Annotated in this window: 19 protein-coding genes; 10 read left to right on the top strand and 9 right to left on the bottom strand. The window is 69.5% G+C overall.

Annotated features, from left to right (window positions below; all coding sequences use genetic code 11):
- The first annotated feature begins 174 nt into the window (after nt 1–174).
- Nucleotides 175–1002: a DNA repair protein RecO gene (recO, locus tag LTT66_RS03890; protein WP_233063875.1), complete on the top strand. Its 828-nt coding sequence runs from the start codon at nt 175–177 to the stop codon at nt 1000–1002.
- On the opposite strand, the gene LTT66_RS03885 is transcribed toward recO, so the two are convergent.
- Nucleotides 959–1339, bottom strand: a complete 381-nt coding sequence (locus LTT66_RS03885; protein ID WP_195065370.1) for an Aca2/YdiL-like domain-containing protein — start codon at nt 1337–1339, stop codon at nt 959–961. The two genes, recO and LTT66_RS03885, sit on opposite strands and share 44 nt — an antisense overlap.
- A gap of 120 nt (nt 1340–1459) precedes the next feature.
- Between LTT66_RS03885 and LTT66_RS03880 the strand changes: the two genes are divergently transcribed.
- Complete coding sequence (locus LTT66_RS03880) at nt 1460–2278, top strand: isoprenyl transferase (RefSeq protein WP_233063873.1); 819 nt, start codon at nt 1460–1462, stop codon at nt 2276–2278.
- A 14-nt stretch (nt 2279–2292) separates the two neighbouring features.
- Nucleotides 2293–2706, top strand: a complete 414-nt coding sequence (locus LTT66_RS03875; protein WP_181721270.1) for a YbjN domain-containing protein — start codon at nt 2293–2295, stop codon at nt 2704–2706.
- Between the two features lie 69 nt (nt 2707–2775).
- Here the strand turns inward: LTT66_RS03875 and LTT66_RS03870 are convergent, their stop codons facing one another.
- Nucleotides 2776–3393, bottom strand: coding sequence for a TetR/AcrR family transcriptional regulator (locus LTT66_RS03870; RefSeq protein WP_233063870.1), 618 nt, complete (start codon nt 3391–3393; stop codon nt 2776–2778).
- 104 nt (nt 3394–3497) lie between these two features.
- Here LTT66_RS03870 and LTT66_RS03865 point away from each other — a divergent pair, with 104 nt between their 5' ends.
- Nucleotides 3498–4469: a hypothetical protein gene (locus LTT66_RS03865; protein WP_233063867.1), complete on the top strand. Its 972-nt coding sequence runs from the start codon at nt 3498–3500 to the stop codon at nt 4467–4469.
- 246 nt (nt 4470–4715) lie between these two features.
- On the opposite strand, the gene LTT66_RS03860 is transcribed toward LTT66_RS03865, so the two are convergent.
- Nucleotides 4716–5150 carry a Fur family transcriptional regulator gene (locus LTT66_RS03860; RefSeq protein WP_195065367.1) on the bottom strand — a complete coding sequence of 145 codons (435 nt, stop codon included), beginning with the start codon at nt 5148–5150 and terminating at the stop codon, nt 4716–4718.
- 3 nt (nt 5151–5153) lie between these two features.
- Nucleotides 5154–5504 carry an ArsR/SmtB family transcription factor gene (locus LTT66_RS03855; protein WP_043688763.1) on the bottom strand — a complete coding sequence of 117 codons (351 nt, stop codon included), beginning with the start codon at nt 5502–5504 and terminating at the stop codon, nt 5154–5156.
- Between the two features lie 193 nt (nt 5505–5697).
- Between LTT66_RS03855 and LTT66_RS03850 the strand changes: the two genes are divergently transcribed.
- Nucleotides 5698–7089, top strand: a complete 1392-nt coding sequence (locus LTT66_RS03850; RefSeq protein WP_269821993.1) for a glycine--tRNA ligase — start codon at nt 5698–5700, stop codon at nt 7087–7089.
- A 48-nt stretch (nt 7090–7137) separates the two neighbouring features.
- Here LTT66_RS03850 and LTT66_RS03845 read toward each other — a convergent pair whose 3' ends face one another.
- Complete coding sequence (locus LTT66_RS03845) at nt 7138–7527, bottom strand: DUF1707 domain-containing protein (protein WP_233063865.1); 390 nt, start codon at nt 7525–7527, stop codon at nt 7138–7140.
- A 14-nt stretch (nt 7528–7541) separates the two neighbouring features.
- Nucleotides 7542–8192, bottom strand: a complete 651-nt coding sequence (locus LTT66_RS03840; RefSeq protein ID WP_233063856.1) for a TenA family protein — start codon at nt 8190–8192, stop codon at nt 7542–7544.
- Nucleotides 8193–8262: 70 nt separating this feature from the next.
- Here LTT66_RS03840 and LTT66_RS03835 point away from each other — a divergent pair, with 70 nt between their 5' ends.
- Nucleotides 8263–9525: a phthiocerol/phthiodiolone dimycocerosyl transferase family protein gene (locus tag LTT66_RS03835; protein ID WP_233063850.1), complete on the top strand. Its 1263-nt coding sequence runs from the start codon at nt 8263–8265 to the stop codon at nt 9523–9525.
- A gap of 53 nt (nt 9526–9578) precedes the next feature.
- Here LTT66_RS03835 and LTT66_RS03830 read toward each other — a convergent pair whose 3' ends face one another.
- Nucleotides 9579–10397, bottom strand: a complete 819-nt coding sequence (locus tag LTT66_RS03830; protein ID WP_233063848.1) for a MerR family transcriptional regulator — start codon at nt 10395–10397, stop codon at nt 9579–9581.
- 48 nt (nt 10398–10445) lie between these two features.
- Nucleotides 10446–12419: a TPM domain-containing protein gene (locus tag LTT66_RS03825; RefSeq protein WP_233063838.1), complete on the bottom strand. Its 1974-nt coding sequence runs from the start codon at nt 12417–12419 to the stop codon at nt 10446–10448.
- Between the two features lie 30 nt (nt 12420–12449).
- Between LTT66_RS03825 and LTT66_RS03820 the strand changes: the two genes are divergently transcribed.
- The 3 genes from LTT66_RS03820 to LTT66_RS03810 all read left to right on the top strand — a co-directional run bounded on the left by LTT66_RS03820 (nt 12450) and on the right by LTT66_RS03810 (nt 15213).
- Entirely contained in the window at nt 12450–13127 is a 678-nt protein-coding gene (locus tag LTT66_RS03820; protein ID WP_233063834.1) for an MBL fold metallo-hydrolase, read from the top strand.
- A 139-nt stretch (nt 13128–13266) separates the two neighbouring features.
- On the top strand, nt 13267–13947 hold the full coding sequence (locus LTT66_RS03815; RefSeq protein WP_181721352.1) for a YdcF family protein: 681 nt from the start codon (nt 13267–13269) through the stop codon (nt 13945–13947).
- Between the two features lie 6 nt (nt 13948–13953).
- Nucleotides 13954–15213, top strand: coding sequence for a deoxyguanosinetriphosphate triphosphohydrolase (locus LTT66_RS03810; RefSeq protein ID WP_233063832.1), 1260 nt, complete (start codon nt 13954–13956; stop codon nt 15211–15213).
- Between the two features lie 27 nt (nt 15214–15240).
- Here LTT66_RS03810 and LTT66_RS03805 read toward each other — a convergent pair whose 3' ends face one another.
- A complete protein-coding gene (locus LTT66_RS03805; protein ID WP_233069547.1) occupies nt 15241–16461 on the bottom strand; it encodes a hypothetical protein in 1221 nt (406 codons plus the stop codon).
- Nucleotides 16462–17314: 853 nt separating this feature from the next.
- Between LTT66_RS03805 and LTT66_RS03800 the strand changes: the two genes are divergently transcribed.
- The gene (locus tag LTT66_RS03800) at nt 17315–17551 is read left to right on the top strand and encodes a hypothetical protein (RefSeq protein ID WP_233063825.1); all 237 of its coding nucleotides are present in this window, start codon (nt 17315–17317) and stop codon (nt 17549–17551) included.
- Nucleotides 17552–17886: the final 335 nt, after the last annotated feature.

Below are 17886 nucleotides of genomic sequence, written 5' to 3'. Positions count from 1 at the left end.
CCCCAACCCCAGGTTTCGAGCGAAGCGAGACCGAGCATGCGCCGTTCGCGGCCCGGCTCGCGTTTGCGCGGCCGCCGCGTACGCGACGAAGGAGCAAGCGGCGGCCGCGCAAACGCGAGCCCCAAAGGGGCCGCGAACACGCAGCGCCGCAGGCGCTGCAATTAGACTCAGCACGTGCGTTTGTATCGGGACGAGGCGGTAGTGGTGCGCCAGCACAAGCTGGGTGAGGCGGATCGCATCGTCACGCTGCTCACTCGGCAGCACGGCCTGGTGCGGGCGGTCGCCAAGGGGGTGCGGCGCACCAAGTCGAGGTTCGGGGCCCGGTTGGAGCCGTTCTCCTACATCGATGTGCAGCTGTATCCGGGGCGCACGCTGGACACCGTCACCCAGGTGCACACGATGGAGGCGTTCGCCGCCGACATCATCGATGATTACGGGCGCTATACCACCGCGTGTGCCGTGCTGGAGACCGCCGAACGCCTGGCGGGCGAGGAGCACGCGCCCGCGCCCCGGCTGCACGCGCTCACCGCTAGCGCCCTGCGCGCGATCGCGGCCAAGCAGCGGCCGCACGAACTGATCCTGGACGCGTTCCTGTTGCGCGCCATGGGTTTCGCGGGCTGGGCGCCCGCCTTGGACGAATGCGCCAAGTGCGCGACGCCGGGTCCACATCGCGCTTTCCATGTCGCGGCCGGTGGCGCGGTGTGCGTGCACTGCCGCCCACCTGGCGCGGCGACACCCGGCCCCGGCGTGCTCGACCTGCTGGTCGCGTTGTTGCGCGGGGACTGGGAGCGCGTCGAGACGACACCGCACACGGTGCGCAGGCAGGCCAGCGGACTGGTCGCGGCGCACTTGCAGTGGCATCTGGAACGTCAGCTGCGCACGCTGCCGTTGATCGAGCGGTCCGGGGCGCCGCAGGACACGGTGCGACCGGACGAAGACCGTCCCCAGCCCGCGCCGCCTACTCCACGAATTGCAGCTCTACCTGGGGCAGCTCGCTCATGACGCGGGCGCACACCGCGCGATGCCAGGTGGCCGGGTAGCGGGTGTCCGGCTCGTGCTTGGCGTAGTCGTCGTTGGTGCGGTAGGTGTGCAGGCGGGGCGAGATCTCCCCGGCGTCGATGGCTTCGACCATCGCCTCGACCACCTGTTCGGTCTCGTCGGCGAGAGCGGCGAGTTCGCGAGCCACGCTGTCGGGAATCTGGAAGGCCCCTTTCTCCCATCGCTCGACAGTGCGCTCCGCGACCGCGAAGAATCGCGCGCACCAGGGGACCGGGAGGCCGAGTAATTCGCGAGTGGCCCGGAAACCTGCCGCCGTCCCGGTGCCTGGTAAATCGGTCACGTCCGAGAAACCCCTCCCCAGTATCACGATTAGGAAAGAATAAGTCACCGGTGCCGGTGGGAACTGGGGAATTCATCAGGAAGCAACGCGGCGGCAGGGCAGCGGCGGCGATCGGGCAGTATGGAGGCCGTGATCCTCCGCCGAGACTCCGCTACCGCGACCGAGCTCAAGCCCGCGGGCGTCGTCCGCCCGCCCTCGCCGCATCCGTCGGGAGCTCGACCGCCGCAATTGCCGCCGGAACTGGTGCCCAGGCATGTGGCGCTCGTCATGGACGGCAACGGTCGCTGGGCTCAGGAACGCGGATTGCCCCGCACGGCCGGCCACGAGCGCGGCGAGGCGGTGCTGATGGACACCGTCGAGGGCTGCATCGAGATCGGCGTGAAGTGGCTGTCGGCCTATGCCTTCTCCACCGAGAACTGGCGGCGCAGCCCCGAGGAGGTGCGCTTCCTCATGGGCTTCAACCGCGACGTGATCCGTCGCCGCCGCGACGAGATGCACGAGATGGGCGTTCGGGTGCGCTGGGCGGGTCGCCGCCCGCGCCTGTGGCGCAGTGTGATCAAGGAACTGGAGATCGCCGAGGAACTCACCAAGGACAACACGGTGATGACGCTGACCATGTGCGTCAACTACGGCGGCCGCGCCGAAATCGCCGACGCGGCAAGGGAGATCGCGCGCCGGGTGGCGGCGGGTGAGATCGATCCGGAGAAGGTCACCGAGGCGACAGTGGCGAAGTACCTGGACGAACCGGACATGCCGGACGTGGATCTGTTCCTGCGCCCCTCGGGCGAATTCCGCAGCTCCAACTTCCTCCTCTGGCAGTCGGCCTACGCCGAATTCGTCTACCAGGACACGCTTTTCCCCGATTTCGATCGGCGCAACCTGTGGGAGGCATGTCTGCAGTACGCTGCGCGGGACCGCCGTTTCGGCGGCACCAAGTGAACGGCGGCACGGACATGGACGCAGCGGTGACCCCGGACCAGGAGCTGCAGGCACGGGCCGGAGCCTGCCTGTCGAGCTACGGCATCGACGTGCGCGTCGACCCCGAAGGGTCGCTGGGATTCGAGTACGAGGGCGCGCTGTGCTCGCTGCGCGCGGTGAACCTGGCGCCCGGCCTGGACGTGGTGAGCCTCACCTGTGTGCTGGCCTGGGACCGGCCGCTGAAGCCGCAGCTGCACAAGCGCGTGGCCGAGCGCAACAACGCGCTGCAGTTCGGTTCGCTGACTGTGATCGGCCGCGGCCGGCTCGCCGACGTCATCCTGCGCTACACCTTCCCGGCCGCGGGCCTGGACGACCAAGCCCTCACCACGATGCTGCTGCTCGTGCTGTCCAACGCGAGCCGAGCCAGGCAAGGCCTGCTGCTGCCCTGACTCCGGCCACCACCACCGCGCGGTGCCGAGTTCGCGCGCCGCATGCGCCTGCCAGCTGCGTCGGCCGGATCAGCCGACGTCCGTGTGGGCCGTTTCGCCGTAGGGGAGCAGGGTGCGCACGCCGCGCGCGAGCGTCTGCGGGTCGAGGTCGCCGAGGATGAGGTGCTGGAGGATGAATCCCGGCAGCAGCCCGATGATCGCTTTGGCCACGGCGTCGACGTCGGCGTCTTCGGGTAGCCAGCCCTTGTCGCGCATGCGTTCGGCGTAGGTCACCCACAGCGCGCGCATAGCGAGCATCGTCTCGCGGACCATCACCGCCGCGCCGGGATGCACCAGGGCCAGCGCCCAGGCTTGCGGTGCCAGCCGCACCGGCCCGTCCGGCCCACTGCGCCGCACCACCTCCTCGGCGATCATGGTGATCAGTTCGGCGGGCGTGGGGAGCGGTTCGCGACCGATCGCCTGGTCCATGGCGATGCGCAGCGACACCGTCGTCTCCGTGGCGAGTGCGGTGACCAGTTCGTCCTTGCTCTTGAAGTAGCGGTACACCGCCCCGGCCGAGAGTCCGGATTCCGCGAACACGTCCTGCATGGAGGTCTCGTAGAACCCCTTGCGCGTGAAGCAGCGCCGCGCGCCGTCCAGGATCTGTTGCCTGCGGCGTTCGAGGTGCTCTTCGCTGACTCGGGGCATGCTCCAAAAATAAAACGAATATCCGTTCTTGACAACCGAGATGCTCCGTGCGACGGTAGGCGCAACTAAAAAGAACGAGCATTCGATTTTTAGGAGTGTAGGCCATGAACACCAAGCAGCGGGCGTTCGCTCTCGGTCTCGGCGCCGCCCTGCTCCAGGCGCTGATGCTGATCGCGTTCGCCTGGCCGGCCGCCAACATCGCACCCCGTGACCTGCCGCTGGCCGTCACCGGCCCGCAGGCCGCGATGGTCACCGGCAAGCTCGCCGAGCACAGTCCCGGCGCCTTCGAGATCAGCACGCCCGCGGACGAGGCCGCCGCACGTGCGGCGATCGAGGACCGGGAGGTCTACGGGGCCATCGTCACCGGCGACGGGCCGCCGCGCGTGCTGGTCGCTTCCGGCGCGAGTCCCGCTGTCGCGCAACAGCTCACCCAGATCGGGCAGCAGCTCTCCGGCGCTCCCGCCGCCCGGGTCGAGGACGTGGTGGCGGCCGACTCGGATGATCCGCGCGGCGCCGCCTTCGGTGCGATGGTGCTGCCGCTGGTGATGTCCGGTATCGCCGCCGGGGTGCTGCTGGCACTGTTGATCCCCGCGCTCGGCGGCAAGGTGATCGGGCTGGTCGCCTTCGGCGTCGCGGGCGGTTTGCTGAGCATGGCGATCATCCAGGGCTGGATGTCCGTGGTGCCCGGCTCCTACTTGGTGCTCGCCTCGGTGGCCGGACTGGTGTCGTTCGCGGTAGCGGGCGCGGTCGTCGGACTCGCCGCCGTGCTCGGGCGCCCCGGCATCGGTATCGCCGCGCTCACCATGCTGCTGATCGGCAATCCGTTCTCGGCGGCCACTTCGGCGCCCGAGCTGTTGCCGCAGCCGTGGGGCGCCGTCGGACAGCTGCTACCGCCCGGCGCCGCCGGGTCGCTGCTGCGCTCGGTCGCGTTCTTCGACGGCGCCGCCGCGACCGGCCCGCTGGTGGTGCTGCTGGTCTGGAGCGCAGTCGCGCTCGCACTGCTGGGCGTGGGCGCGCTGCGCGGTCGTCCGGCCGACACCCCGGCTCCCACGCGGAACCCGGTGCCGGTCAGCTGAATTCGGTCACTGCGGCGGGCCGCCCTCGGACGGGAGCGGCCCGCCGTCGGTGCCGAAAGTCATCGATTCCCGACCGTTCGCGAGCGACCTGGCCGTCATCTGCGCCGGGTCGCCTTCCCGTGTCGCGATGGCGAATTCTGCGGCGCGGTTCGGCCGACCGCGGGGCCGCATCGACGGTGTCGAACAGCGCGGACCACATGATTCGGCCGAGGCCGCGTCAACCGGACGCCCTGGGCAGCGGATCGATCACCCGTCGCGTCGGCGCGGCGTCCCGCATGTCGTGCAGGTGCCGAACACTTCGAGGGTGTGGCTGATCTCGGTGAAGCCGTGCTCGTGCGCGATCGCCTCGGCCCACGCCTCCACCGTCGGGCCCTCCACCTCCACGGTGCGGCCGCAATGCCTGCACACCAAATGGTGATGGTGGCCGGTGGAGCACTGCCGGTAGACCGACTCGCCGGAGTCGGTGCGCAGCACATCCACCATGCCCGCGTCGGCCAGCGACTGCAGCGTCCGGTAGACCGTGGTCAGCCCGATGCCCTCGCCACGTTTGCGCAGCTCGTCGTGTAGATCCTGGGCGGAGCGGAACTCGTCGATGTCACCGAGCAGCGCGGCGATGGCGCTGCGCTGCCTGGTGCTGCGGATACCGACCGGTTTCTGTGGAGCGGCCGTGTTGTCTGGCACGAATCACCCTTCCTCGGCGTGCGCGACGGCGTCGACGACGATGTGCGCCAGATGGTCGTCGACGAGTTCGTAGAGCACCTCGCGACCCGAACGCTCACCGTGCACGACACCGGCGGCCTTGAGGATACGCAGATGCTGACTGACCAGTGGTTGCGTGACCCCGAGCGCGTCGACCAATTCGTGGACGCAGCGGGGCGACTCGCGCAACTGCAGCACGATAGCAATCCGCACCGGCGCGGCCAGCGCCCGCAACAGCTCACCCGCGTCCTCCAGTACGGTGCGTGCGGGCACCGGCGCAGGGCCGGGTGACCGATACGGGTTGTGCGGCGGAGCCGCGGCGGTCTCGGCGGTCATGTCACCAACTCCTTAATGGAAAGCATTACCAGTTTGCGTATGCACAGGTGCGCATGTCAAACGGGCGCGCCGAACCGTGCGGTTGAAACCGGCGCCGAGCCTGCCGATAGGCTGGGCACAATCGCAGCGTCGACGCAAAACTATCGTGTCGAGGCAACAAGAATCCGACTCGCAGTGGATGGAGAATTCTCGCGTGGCACCCAAGTCGAAGGTGGACACCGTTGCCAACCTCGCCAAGCGCCGGGGTCTGGTGTACCCGTGCGGTGAGATCTACGGAGGCACCAAGTCGGCGTGGGATTACGGTCCGCTGGGTGTCGAGCTCAAGGAGAACATCAAGAAGCAGTGGTGGCGCGCCATGGTCACCAGCCGTGAGGACGTCGTCGGCCTCGACTCGTCGGTGATCCTGCCCCGCCAGGTGTGGGTGGCCTCCGGCCACGTCGGCGTGTTCAACGACCCGCTGGTCGAGTGCCTGAACTGCCACCATCGCTTCCGGCAGGACCACCTGCAGGAGGCGTACGCGCTGAAGAACAAGATCGACGACCCGGACACGGTCTCGATGGAACTGCTCGCGTGCCCGAACTGCGGCACCGTCGGCCGCTGGACCGAGCCGCGCGACTTCAACATGATGCTCAAGACCTACCTCGGCCCGATCGAGTCCGAGGAGGGCCTGCACTACCTGCGCCCGGAGACCGCCCAGGGCATCTTCGTCAACTTCGCCAACGTGATGACGACCGCGCGCAAGAAGCCGCCGTTCGGCATCGCGCAGATCGGCAAGAGCTTCCGCAACGAGATCACCCCGGGCAACTTCATCTTCCGCACCCGCGAGTTCGAGCAGATGGAGATGGAGTACTTCGTCAAGCCGGGCGAGGACGTGGAGTGGCACAAGTACTGGATCGAGACGCGGTTCTCCTGGTACACCGATCTCGGCATCACCGCGGAGAACCTGCGGCTGTTCGAGCACCCGAAGGACAAGCTGTCGCACTACTCGGCGGGCACCACCGACATCGAGTACCGCTTCGGCTTCCAGGGCAACGAGTGGGGTGAGCTGGAGGGCATCGCCAACCGCACCGATTTCGACCTGAAGACGCACTCCGAGCACTCCGGCACCGAGCTGAGCTTCTTCGACCAGACCACCAACGAGCGCTACATCCCGTACGTCATCGAGCCCGCGGCGGGCCTCACCCGCTCGCTGATGGCCTTCCTGGTCGACGCCTACGCCGAGGACGAGGCGCCCAACGCCAAGGGCGGCGTGGACACCCGCACGGTGCTGCGCCTGGATCGCCGCCTCGCGCCGGTGAAGGCCGCGGTGCTTCCGCTCTCGCGCAACGCCGATCTCACGCCGAAGGCGAAGGATCTGGCCGCGCGGCTGCGCAAGAACTGGAACGTCGAGTTCGATGACGCGGGCGCCATCGGCCGCCGCTACCGCCGCCAGGACGAGATCGGCACGCCGTTCTGCATCACCGTCGACTTCGAGACGCTCGAGGATCAAGCGGTGACCATCCGCGAGCGCGACACCATGACCCAGGAGCGCATCGCGTTGGACAAGGTGGAGGGCTACCTGGCCCAGCACCTGATCGGCGCCTGAGTTCGCTGTCGCGTCCCGTGGCCGTAACCGGCCGCGGGACGCTGTCGTTCAGCAGCTCTTCTTGCGCGTGGTGATGCCGATCGTGGTCGGAATGAGCAGCGCGAGCCCCCAGGGTACGGCGACCCAGAACGGCCAGAAGTAGCCCGCGCCGGTGGCCAGGTAGATCGCCACGCACAGCGCGTTGACGAACACCCACGGTGTCCACATGATGGTGATCCACTGCGGAATGCCTTCGGCGCGCGCCCGCCGCGATTGCCGTTGCGCGGGAAGGTCGGACAGCAGCGGCGTCAGTTCGCCGTAGGTCTTGGCGGCGTACACCTGTTGCAGCCGTTCGTCGAATTCGGGCAATGTCAGCCTGCCCTCGTTCATCGCCAGCCGCAGTTGGTCGACGATCTTCTCGCGGTCGGCGTCGGACGCCCGCACGTGGTCCTGACTCACGGTGTCAGCCTAAGTCACTCCGCCGAGGGTGCGGGGTGACCTTCCGTGCCAGAGGGATTCAGCGGAACGTCCCAGAACGCCAGCTCGTGCCGCAGTCCTTCGCGGAACAGATCTTCCGCGCGTGCCGGGTCGGCGCCGGACTCATCGATCATCTGCGCGCAGCGGCGGGTGAGGGCGGCGAATCCCGGATCGGCGTAGGTGTCGACCCAGCGGCGGTAGCGCGGTTCGGCGGGCGGGCGCTGGGCCAGCCGTGCGCCGAGCGTCGAATACCCCCACATGCACGGGTAGAGGGCGGCGAGGCCCTCGCCGTAGGACGCGGCGGAGTCCAGGAGAAACGCCGTGTACGCCGCGCACGGCGCGCCTTTGGCTGCGCCGTCGAGGTCGGCGCCGAACTCGGCCGCCAGCGAGCGGTGCAGTGCCAGTTCCTCGTGGTAGGTGGCGTGCGCGAGGTCGACCAGGTCGCCCAGATGGGCCGCCGGAGCCTGCCACGCGAGGCGGGCGAACACGCGGACGTAGTCGAGCAGGAATAGATAGTCCTGCTCCAACCAGGACCGGAACACCGGCTCGGGCAGGGTGCCCTCGGCGATCCCGACCACGGTGGGGTGGGCCAGCTGTGCCTCCACCGAAGGCAGACCGATCTTCTCCAGATGTGCCGCGAGACTCATACCGGCAGTCTTCCGCATTCGTCCGCCTGGTCGGTTTGCACCCGTGCCGGTGGTGCCGCACCCTTGCGGAATGTTGTGGGATGAGGACGCTCCGATCCGGCCGCTGGCGCCGTCGGAGCAGCGGTTCGTGCGGCACGGCACCTACACGGGCCGGTCGGTGTCGGTGCGGGGCGAGCTCGACGTGACCGCGTTGCGGGAGGCATTCGCGGCGTTGCGGCGCGCGTATCCGGTGATCGGTTGTCGCATCGCGGAAGACGCTGCGGGACAAGGTCATCTGCTCGAAGCGAACGAGAGCGCATGGGTACCGGTTTCGGTACGGGAAGGTGACGTGGCGGCGATCGTCGTCCCCGCTGTGGATCCCGCGGTTCAACTGGCTTATCTGGACGTGGTGGGCGCGGGCGCAGGCGAATGGCGTGTCACTCTGTTCGCTCACCACAGCGTCGCCGATGCGGGGCATTGCGTCGAACTGCTCGCCAGACTATGGGACTGCTACACCAGCATTATCGAGAACCGGCCTACAAGCCTTGTTCCGCAAGGGATTCCGCAATCGTTGGAGTGGTATGTCGCCGAGCGTGGCATCACCAGGGCCGCAGTCTCCGGATTCGAGGAGGTGACCAAGCCGCTTGCGCCCGAGGAGAGGAGCGTGCCGCCCGACAGCCCGCAGCCCGCGCCGAGCACGCTCGCCCGCCCTCCGCGCGTGCGGCTGGACCGCGACGCCACCGCGCGGATCGTGGATCTGGGCCGCAAGACCGGTGTGACGGTGAACGGCCTGCTCACCGCGGCGCTGTTGCGGGCGTACGGGCGGGCCGCCGCCGGTGGCGCGACCCAGCTGGGCTGCCTGTACCCCGTGGACCTGCGCACCCGGCTGGAGCCTCCGGTCGCCGCCGCGGCGGGCACCAACATGGCCGGGTTGACTTCGTTCGCGGCGGAAGTGGACCCCGCGGCGAACGTTCTCGAACTGGCCCAGCGCGTTTCATCCCGGTTGACGCACGATCTGGCCGAAGGCGTCGTGCAGCAGTCGGTGCTGCATTTCCCGGACTACTACGGTGGCACGAGGATCCACTCACTGGCCGGGCATATCGCGGTGACCAACACCGGAGTAGTGCCCGCGTTCCGCACGCCCGCCGGTCTCGAACTGACCGATTACGAGATCGTCTATGTCTCCGCGCATCCCCGGCCCTCCGCGGGCGCGTCGGCCGCGGTCACCTATCTCGTCTACACCTTCACCGGCAAGCTGACCGTCGGCGTGCTCGGTGGCGGTACGCACACCGAAGACCTGCTCGAGGAGGTACGGGCCGAGCTGACCGCGTTGTCGGCAGTGTGCGCGGGCTGATCCGCCCGGGGCAGGCCGTGGCGGCCGAGTTACGCGGCAGCCACGGCCTGATCTCATTTCGGCTGGACCGGCTCCTGCAACTCGGTGACCCAGCCCGTGGTGTCCTCGGTGTAGACCAGGGTCACCTCGCGGCTGGGCCCGGTGATGCGGTAGCCGTTCTCGTCGATCCAGCGTCCGAGCGCCTGCCAGGGTTCCAGGACCAGGTCCATGCTGCCACGATGCACCACGGTGGCGGCCCGGTCGATCGCGGGCAGGTCCACCATCGCGAAATCGTGTCCGCCGTCCGGATCGAGGTCGACGGGCATCGCGGCGTGGGCGAGAATCGTGCCGTCGTCGCGCTGTTCGTAGTACGCGATACCGGGACCGACCGGCGTGACCTCGGCACGTGCCAGCCGCGCGCACAGGTCCTCGAACAACGGACCGGTCACCGGCCCGATCGACCCGGGTTCGAAGTCGCCCGCGACACCGGTCACCTCGGCTACGCGGACGGCGGGGACGGATTTGATCACCACATCGTGGGCAGGCATGAAGCCCTCCTTCTCGATGACTCGAAGCCTCGTCTCGACCTGGGTCAGGCGGGCGCGGTCGCTGGTGATGCGCTGCTCGAGCTCGGCGCGGCGGAGCATCAGCATGCCGCGCAGTTCGGCGCCGCCCACCCGCTCGTCCAGGATCCGGCGCACCTGTTCGAGGGTGAAGCCGAGATCCTTCAGCGCGACGATGCGATTGAGCCGTGCCAGCTGTCCCGCCTCGTAATAGCGGTAACCGCTGGCGGCGTCGACCCGGTCGGGCCGCAGCAGCCCGATCGCGTCGTAATGGCGCAGCATGCGCACCGACACCTGTCCGTGCCTGGCGAAGTCTCCGATACTCAACATGACGGGTCCTGGTCTATGGCCTCACACGGTGTCAGGGTCAAGACGTGGTCAGAATCTTCCGCCGCGACCGATCCGCCGGGAGCCCGACGAACCGCCGTACGAGCCAGGGCTCCAGCCGCCCCCGGATAGCCGTCCGCCACCCGCCGCCCCGCGTAGCAGCCCTTCGAGCAGGATGCCGCCCAGCACCGCCCCGGCCTGCGCGCCGCCGGAGGGCCCCTGGCCCGCCTCCCAGGCCCGCACACTTGCCTGTGCCGCCCGCAGTGCGCGCCCGGCCAGATCCGCCGCCGTCTGCGCGTGCCGCAGTGCCACTGCCGGATCGCTCGCGCTCAGCCGCCGCGCCTCGTCGAGGTTGCGCTGTGCTTCCGAGAGCCGGGTGCGCGCTTCGGCGTCGACGCCGCCGCGACGAGTGGCGAGGTAGTCGGCGGCCGCACCGATCCGCGCGCCCGCGTCGGTGAGCGCGTGACCGAGCCTGCGCGCGAGGTCCTCGGCGGCGAGTTTGCGGTCGGTGGCGGCGGCGAGAGCGCGGTCGAGGGCGGCGTCGGCGGTGACCGCGTCGTGGAAGGCGCTCAGCGGGTCGGTGTCGGCCGCGGCGGTCGCCTTGTCCAACACGGACTGCGCGGCGGTGCGGGCATCCGATAGTTCCGGCCCACCGTAGCCGGAGAGTTCGGCGGCGGAGGCGATGTCGCGGCGCAGTTCGTCCAGCACAGCGGGCAGGCCGTCGCGGGCCTGCCGGATGGCGCTGGACGCGTTGTCGACCGCGTCGAGCAGGGCACGCGCCTGACCGATCGCGGCTTCGGCCGACCGGATGGCGGCGACCGCGCCGCCCTGCTGGCCGACCGGCTCGGCGAGGGCGGACCGTCCCGCGTCGATGTTCTGCTCCGCGAAGGCGATGCGCTCCCGCGCCATCCGCACGTTGTCCTCGATCGGCGCGAGCACACTCGCCGGATGAGTGGCGGCGAGCCGGTTCAGTTCGGCCTCCGAATCCGGGACCCGAGCAGTGAGGTCGACGATGTCCCTGGTCAGAGCGTCCAACCGCACCGGAGCGTCGAGCAGCAGATCACGCATGGCGTCGAAGGCGGCGACCTGCGCGTCGAGTTCCCGGTCGGCGCGGCCCACCGTGCCGATCAGGTCGACCAGCAGTGCGCGCTGTTCGTCCGGCGTCTCGGGAATGGCGTCGTCGAGGCGCTGGCGGATCGCGAACGCCTCGGCGGCAGCGGCTTTCGCGCTGTCGAGTGCGGTGCGGAAGGGGACGGTGGCGGTGGCGCCGAACTCGCCCGTGGCGAGGTCGAGTTCCTCGCCGCTGGTGCGCACCGCGTTGTCGATCTCCACGAGCGCCTCCCGCGAGCGGGCGTGCAGCGCGTCCAACGGCAACGCCGACAGCACCGTGGCGTTCTCCGGGTCCACCTGCCGCGCCGCCGCCAGCTCGGCCTCGGATCGGTCGCGCCGCCGTTTGCGCGCGTACCACAGGAGGCCGCCTGCCCCGAGGGCGACGAGCAGACCCAGGACGAGCAGCGCGCGGACGCTCACCCCGCCGCCGCGCATCGCCGTGTCCAGTCCGTCGGCCGTCGCGGCCCCGGCATCGGCCCAGCGGCCGTCGCGCAGGGCGGGCTCGACCTCCCGGATCACGAGGCCGTCGAGTTCGGAATCGCTGACGCCGCTGGGCAGTTCGCCCGCCAACCAGTACGCGCGGTCCTCGGTGGCGACCGCCAGCAGGAGGTCCCGCTCGCCGAACCCGGACATCGACGCGGTGCGCGCGGACCAGTCCTGCGGAGTGAGTCCGTCGAAGTCGCGCACGTACACGACCCACAGCCGGACCTGCTGGTCGGCGTAGAGCTGGTTCACCGCATTGCGCACCTGGTCGCGCTGGCGCTCGTCGAGCGCGCCGGCCGGGTCCTCCACATAGGTGTCCATTCGCAGCGGTGGTTCCGCCCCGGCCGTCGCGGCCCCGGACAGTGCGATCGCGGTGAGCAGAACGCTGATCGCGAGCATGCGAGCGAAGCGGAACCGCGGCGGCGATGACATGGCACGAATCTAACTCGCTAGCATCGTTTCGTGATCACCATCGATCGCCCGTACAGCGGCCACGTGTCCCCGGATTCGAACCCGCAGCAGCGCGATGTCCCCGGCGCCCGCATCGTCAAGATGTCCGTCGGCGGCATGGACAACAACTGTTACCTGGTGCAGTGCACCGGCACCGGCGCCGCCCTGCTCATCGACGCCGCCAACGAGGCTGCTCGCATCGCTGCCCTCATCGAGCAGGAGGCGCCGGGACAGGTCGAGCTGATCGTCACCACGCATCAGCACCGGGACCACTGGATGGCGCTGCGGGAGACCGCCGCCGCCACCGGCGCTCCCACCGCGGCCCATCCGCTCGACGCCGATCCGCTCCCGATCCGCCCGGACCGGCTGCTCGCCGAAGGCGACGCCGTCCCGGTCGGCGACCTCGTTTTCGAGGTCATCCACCTGCGCGGCCATACGCCGGGCTCGATCACCCTCGCGCTCACCGACGGGACGGGCCGCACTCACCTGTTCACCGGCGACTCGCTGTTCCCCGGCGGCATCGGGCGCACCACCTCCCCGGAGGACTTCACCTCCCTGTTCACCGATGTGTCGACCAAACTCTTCGACCGATACCCCGACGACACCCTGGTGTACCCGGGCCACGGTGACGACACCACCCTCGGTACCGAACGCCCCGACCTTCCGGCCTGGCAGTCCCGCGGCTGGTAACCGGCCTGCTCGCAGGGGTGATCGGCGCTCTGAATGCATTCGCCCGGTGCGCGGAGCCGCTGAGCGTTCCGAGCTCGAACCGACGGTTACCGGACCGTGATGCCGCTCCTGGCAGACTTGGGGCGTGGATTTGCCAACGATGCGCACCCGAGCTCTCCCGGCTCCCGACCCGGCCGGGCCGCACGGCTTCGGCGCGGGGTTGCTGCGCTGGGCACGGCGCCTGGTCATCGGTTCGGTGGTGATGGGTGCGGTGCTGGTCGGCGGTACCGCGTTCCGCGTGTGGCAGGTCGCGCGCATCGAGGACTACACGAAGGCCGACGCGATCGTCGTGCTCGGCGCGGCACAGTACTCCGGAACGCCGTCCTCGGTGTTCGAAGCGCGACTCGACCAGGCGTACAAGCTGTTCCGGGCCGGTGTCGCGCCGCGGGTCATCACCGTGGGCGGCAAGCAGGAGGGCGATCTGTTCACCGAAGCCGCTTCGGGCAAGAACTACCTGCAGGCGCGCGGCGTGCCCGGCGACAAGATCCTCGCCGTCGAAACCGGTTCGGACACCCTGCGCAGCGTCGAGGCCGTGGCGACGGCGATGCGGGCGCGGGACATGTCGTCGGCGGTGCTGGTCAGCGATCCCTGGCACTCGCTGCGCACCCGCACCATGGCCAGGGACGAAGGTCTGGCGGCGTGGACCGCGCCGACCAGGACCGGCCCCGCCGTCTACACGCGCGAATCCCAGGCGCACGGCATCGCGCGGGAGACCGGCGCCCTGCTCTGGTACCAGCTCACCCACTTCTCGGCGGACTTCACCTACACGGCGGGGCAGTGAGACGAGATGAGCGCCCGATATACCGATCACGACACCGAACGCCTCGTCGTCGAGGGCGCCAAGATCGCCGGGCTCGGCCCGCCGCGCAGTGAGTTCGAAACCGGCCATCGCACCGAGTTCGCCCGTGACCGCGCCCGCGTGCTGCACTCCGCGGCCCTGCGCAGGTTGGCCGACAAAACGCAGGTCATGGGTCCGCGCGACGGAGACACCCCGCGCACCCGGCTCACCCATTCCCTGGAAGTAGCCCAGATCGGCCGCAGCATCGCCGACGGTCTCGGCTGCGATCCGGACCTGGTGGACCTGGCCGGGCTCGCCCACGACATCGGCCACCCGCCTTACGGCCACAACGGGGAGAAAGCCCTCGACACCTTCGCCGACGCATACGGCGGGTTCGAAGGCAACGCGCAGAACCTGCGCATCCTCACCCGCCTCGAACCCAAAGTGCTCGAGCCCGACGCCACCAGCGCGGGCCTCAACCTCACCCGCGCCGCACTCGACGCGGCGATCAAATACCCATGGGGGCGAATGGGTCCCGGCACCAAGTTCGGCGCCTACGAGGTCGACCTCGAGCGCCTGGAGTGGATCCGCAAGGGCGCGCCGGACCGTCGCCGCAGCCTCGAATGCCAGATCATGGACTGGTCCGACGACGTCGCCTACTCGGTGCACGACGTCGAGGACGGCGTCATCGCAGGCCGGATCGACCTGCGCGCGCTGGCCGACACCACCGAACAGGACGCGCTGGCGGCGCTGGGTCAGTTCCAGCACTCGCTGGCGGCCGACGAACTGATCGCCGCCGCGCAACGGCTGTCGGAACTGCCGGTGGTCGCGGCGGCGTCCGGCTACGACGGCACGTTCACCGCCTCGGTCGCGCTGAAGCGCCTCACCAGCGAGTTGGTCGGCCGCTTCGCCACGGCGGCGATCATGGCGACCCGGGAGGTGGCCGGGCCGGAACCCGTGTCCCGATACGCCGCCGACCTGGAAGTGCCGCGCATCGTCGCCGCCGAGGTGGCACTGCTGAAAACCGTCGCGCTGCGCTACGTGATGTCCGACTCCGCGCACCAGTTGCGGCAAGCCGCGCAGCGCGAACGCATCCTCGCCGTGGCCGATCGGTTGCTGGCGACCGCCCCGGACAGTCTCGATCCGGTGCTGCTGCCGTTCTGGGATGCCGCGCGCGACGACACCGCCCGCGTGCGCGTCGTGGTGGACCAGATCGCCTCCTACACCGAAAGCCGCTTGGAGCGGGTGGCGGTCCACCTGAACGCCTAGACCGGAGAATGCCCGGCGGCCCCGACATCACGCCGACAGATCGGAGGACTCCGGCAGGTCCGTGGGCTGCGGCGGGTCGGTGGACTCCGGCAGGTCGGTGGACTCCGCGCGCGCCATCTTCACCAGTGCCGCATGCAGTTCCTTCGCCGACGCCCCCGCGCGATCTCCACGCAGGACCACCTCGGTGAAGCCCTCCACCAGAGCCCGGCCCGGGTCCAGCAGACCGGCGCCACTGCCGCCGCGGAGAAGGGACTCGTTGATCAACGTTCGCAACGCTTCTTGACGAGCCCGGAAACCACCCGCGACGTCCAATGCCCTCGCGAATTCCCGGACGACCGTCGAATACACCGGCCGCTCGACAGGCCCGCGCTTGCGAAATATTCTTCGCGTTTGCTGCGGAGCCGCCCCGCCCGGCGACTGCGGGGCAGCTCTATCCAGGAAGATCCACACCTCAGCCGATCCCTCCGCGATCGTCGTGGGTTGCGGCCGCGGACGCGATTCCGGATCGTCGGTGAGCTCCACCCCCCGCAGCGGAATCGGGTATTTCGCCAGCAGGTCATCGATGGCGGAAGCAATCTCACGGACCGCCTGCACGTCGACATCCGCGCCATCGAACCCGACGCACTTCAAGCCGTGCCGCTCCGACATCTCCTGGGCGATCCGACTCACCTCGGAGATGTCGGAAGTGCCGGTCTGCGGCGGGGGGCGGTGGCTGATGTCGATCCGCTCGCTGGGTGCGGGGGCAGGCCGCTGTTCGGGGCCAGCTGTCTGCTGGATGGCCGGGTGATTCGGAGCGCCGCTCTCGTTGTTCGATGCGGGGTCGGTTCGCTGGATGGTGGTGCGGACGTCGGTCCTTCCGCCAGCCGCGATGTCGCCTGTGGCCTCGAACGGCCGGGTGGGTGCGGAGTTGTGGGTGGCGTCGGGCCGTGAGATGGGTGCTGGGCCCCATGGGGTGGCGGACTCGGTAGATCTGGGATCGGTCTGCTGGATGGTGGTGGGGTCGTCGGTCCTTCCGTCGGCTGCCGTGTCGTCTGTAGCTTCGAACTGCTGGGTGGGTACCGGACGCCGCGGGGTGGCGGACTCGGTGGATCGGGGAGCGGTTCGCTGGACCGATGCCGATGCGAGGCAGTTCGCCAGGTCGATCGGTGAGATGAGTTCGGGGCGGTGCTCGTTACCGGCTCGCGCCGGGGGGCCGTCCGCGATGGTGGGTGCCAGGCGGCTCGTGGTGTCGGTCCGCTCGATCGCCACCGGTTCGTCGGCGGTGCCGATCGGGGGGCCGGGTTCGGCTCCATGCGCGGTGTCGGTTTCTGCGACGGATGGGGAGGCGTCTGCGATATCGGGCTGCCCCGAGTCGGCCTGGGGGACAGCTGAGCTGGAGTCTTTCCGCCTCGACACGAGGTGCTGTGGGGCGTCGGCGCGTTGTGCGCTCGTGCCCTGTATGTGTTCGGTTCGCCCGCCAGGCGGGCGGTGATGCGGAGTAGCGCTCTCTGCGACGGGTACGGCGCCGGTGCGCTTGATGGGCGGAAACCCGTCCGCTATCAGCGGGACGGGCTCGTGGCGCGGTGCGGCGTCGGCCTTTGTCGGGTGGTCAGCAGCACGGCTAGGCGTTGTGCCGGCCTGTCGCGTGAATGCAGGGCCTGGGGTGATGGAGGTCCGTCCGGCCGACCGGGGCTCATGGAGATTGTCGATCTGTGGGATCGGTGCTCCGCCGGTGCGCCGGATCGGCGCGGAGTCGACGACATCGGTCGGTTGGATGGCCGCCGCATCGGCCCGCTGGCTGGGTGCGGGGTGGTCGGCGTACTCGGTCCTCCGAATCGGCGCCGAGTCGGCTGTGACCGCGACTTGTGGGGCCGGGACGTCGTCGGCGCTATCGGTTCGCCGGACGGGGCCGGAGTCGCCGACGGCGCCGGTCCGGCCACGGGTGAACTCGAATTCCGAGCGACGCGACGCGGCCGTTTGCCATGCGGGCGCGGGCAGTTCTGCGATCGGGACGCCTGCCGTGCGGGGCGCGGACACTCGAACCGGCGTGCTGGGCACGGTCGGGCACGGCCTGACGACGCGCCTCGACCAGGGCGTCGCCGGAGGTCGTCGCGACCACGGAGTGGGCATCGCCGTGCGATCGGATTCGGCCGGCGATTCGGCGACGGGCGCCTGGGCGATGACCGCTTCGGCGCGCGCCGGAACCGGCTGTTCGCCGTGGTGGTCGCCGCTGACGAGCGCTTCCGCGGACGCGATGGTTGCCTTCAACTCGCCGACCGTGCGCGCGGCCTCCGCGATGAGTCGCTCCAGGGTCGACACCATCGCGCGCAGTTCGCCCGTGTCGATCCGCGACGGCTGACTCACGATGTCTCCCGCTTGTCCTCATCAGGTCTTGCCGCGGTGCGCTGGCCTGCGCCGACACTCTGATCTCCGCATGGCCGAAAGCAGACTGTGGTGCCGGTTATTGTCACTCGAGTTCACCGGACCTCTCGGGGCTGGGAAGATGGACGACGATGGCGAGTCGCCGAGCAGCTATCGGATCGCAACATGCGCTGATCGTCGTTGCCCGGCCGAAACCAGGGGGGCTCCAAGCGATCACGATGTGGACACGTATCCGGAGTCAGACGACCGCACCGAACGGCCCTATCGCGGCGTCATCACCCGTCGCCCGTTAGCGGCATCCAAATGCCTTGC

This window comes from Nocardia gipuzkoensis, from assembly GCF_021183645.1.
In the GTDB taxonomy this organism is placed as follows: Bacteria; Actinomycetota; Actinomycetes; order Mycobacteriales; family Mycobacteriaceae; genus Nocardia; species Nocardia abscessus.
Note: the sequence above shows the minus strand (reverse complement) of the source record. Positions and strands in the feature narration are given on the sequence as shown.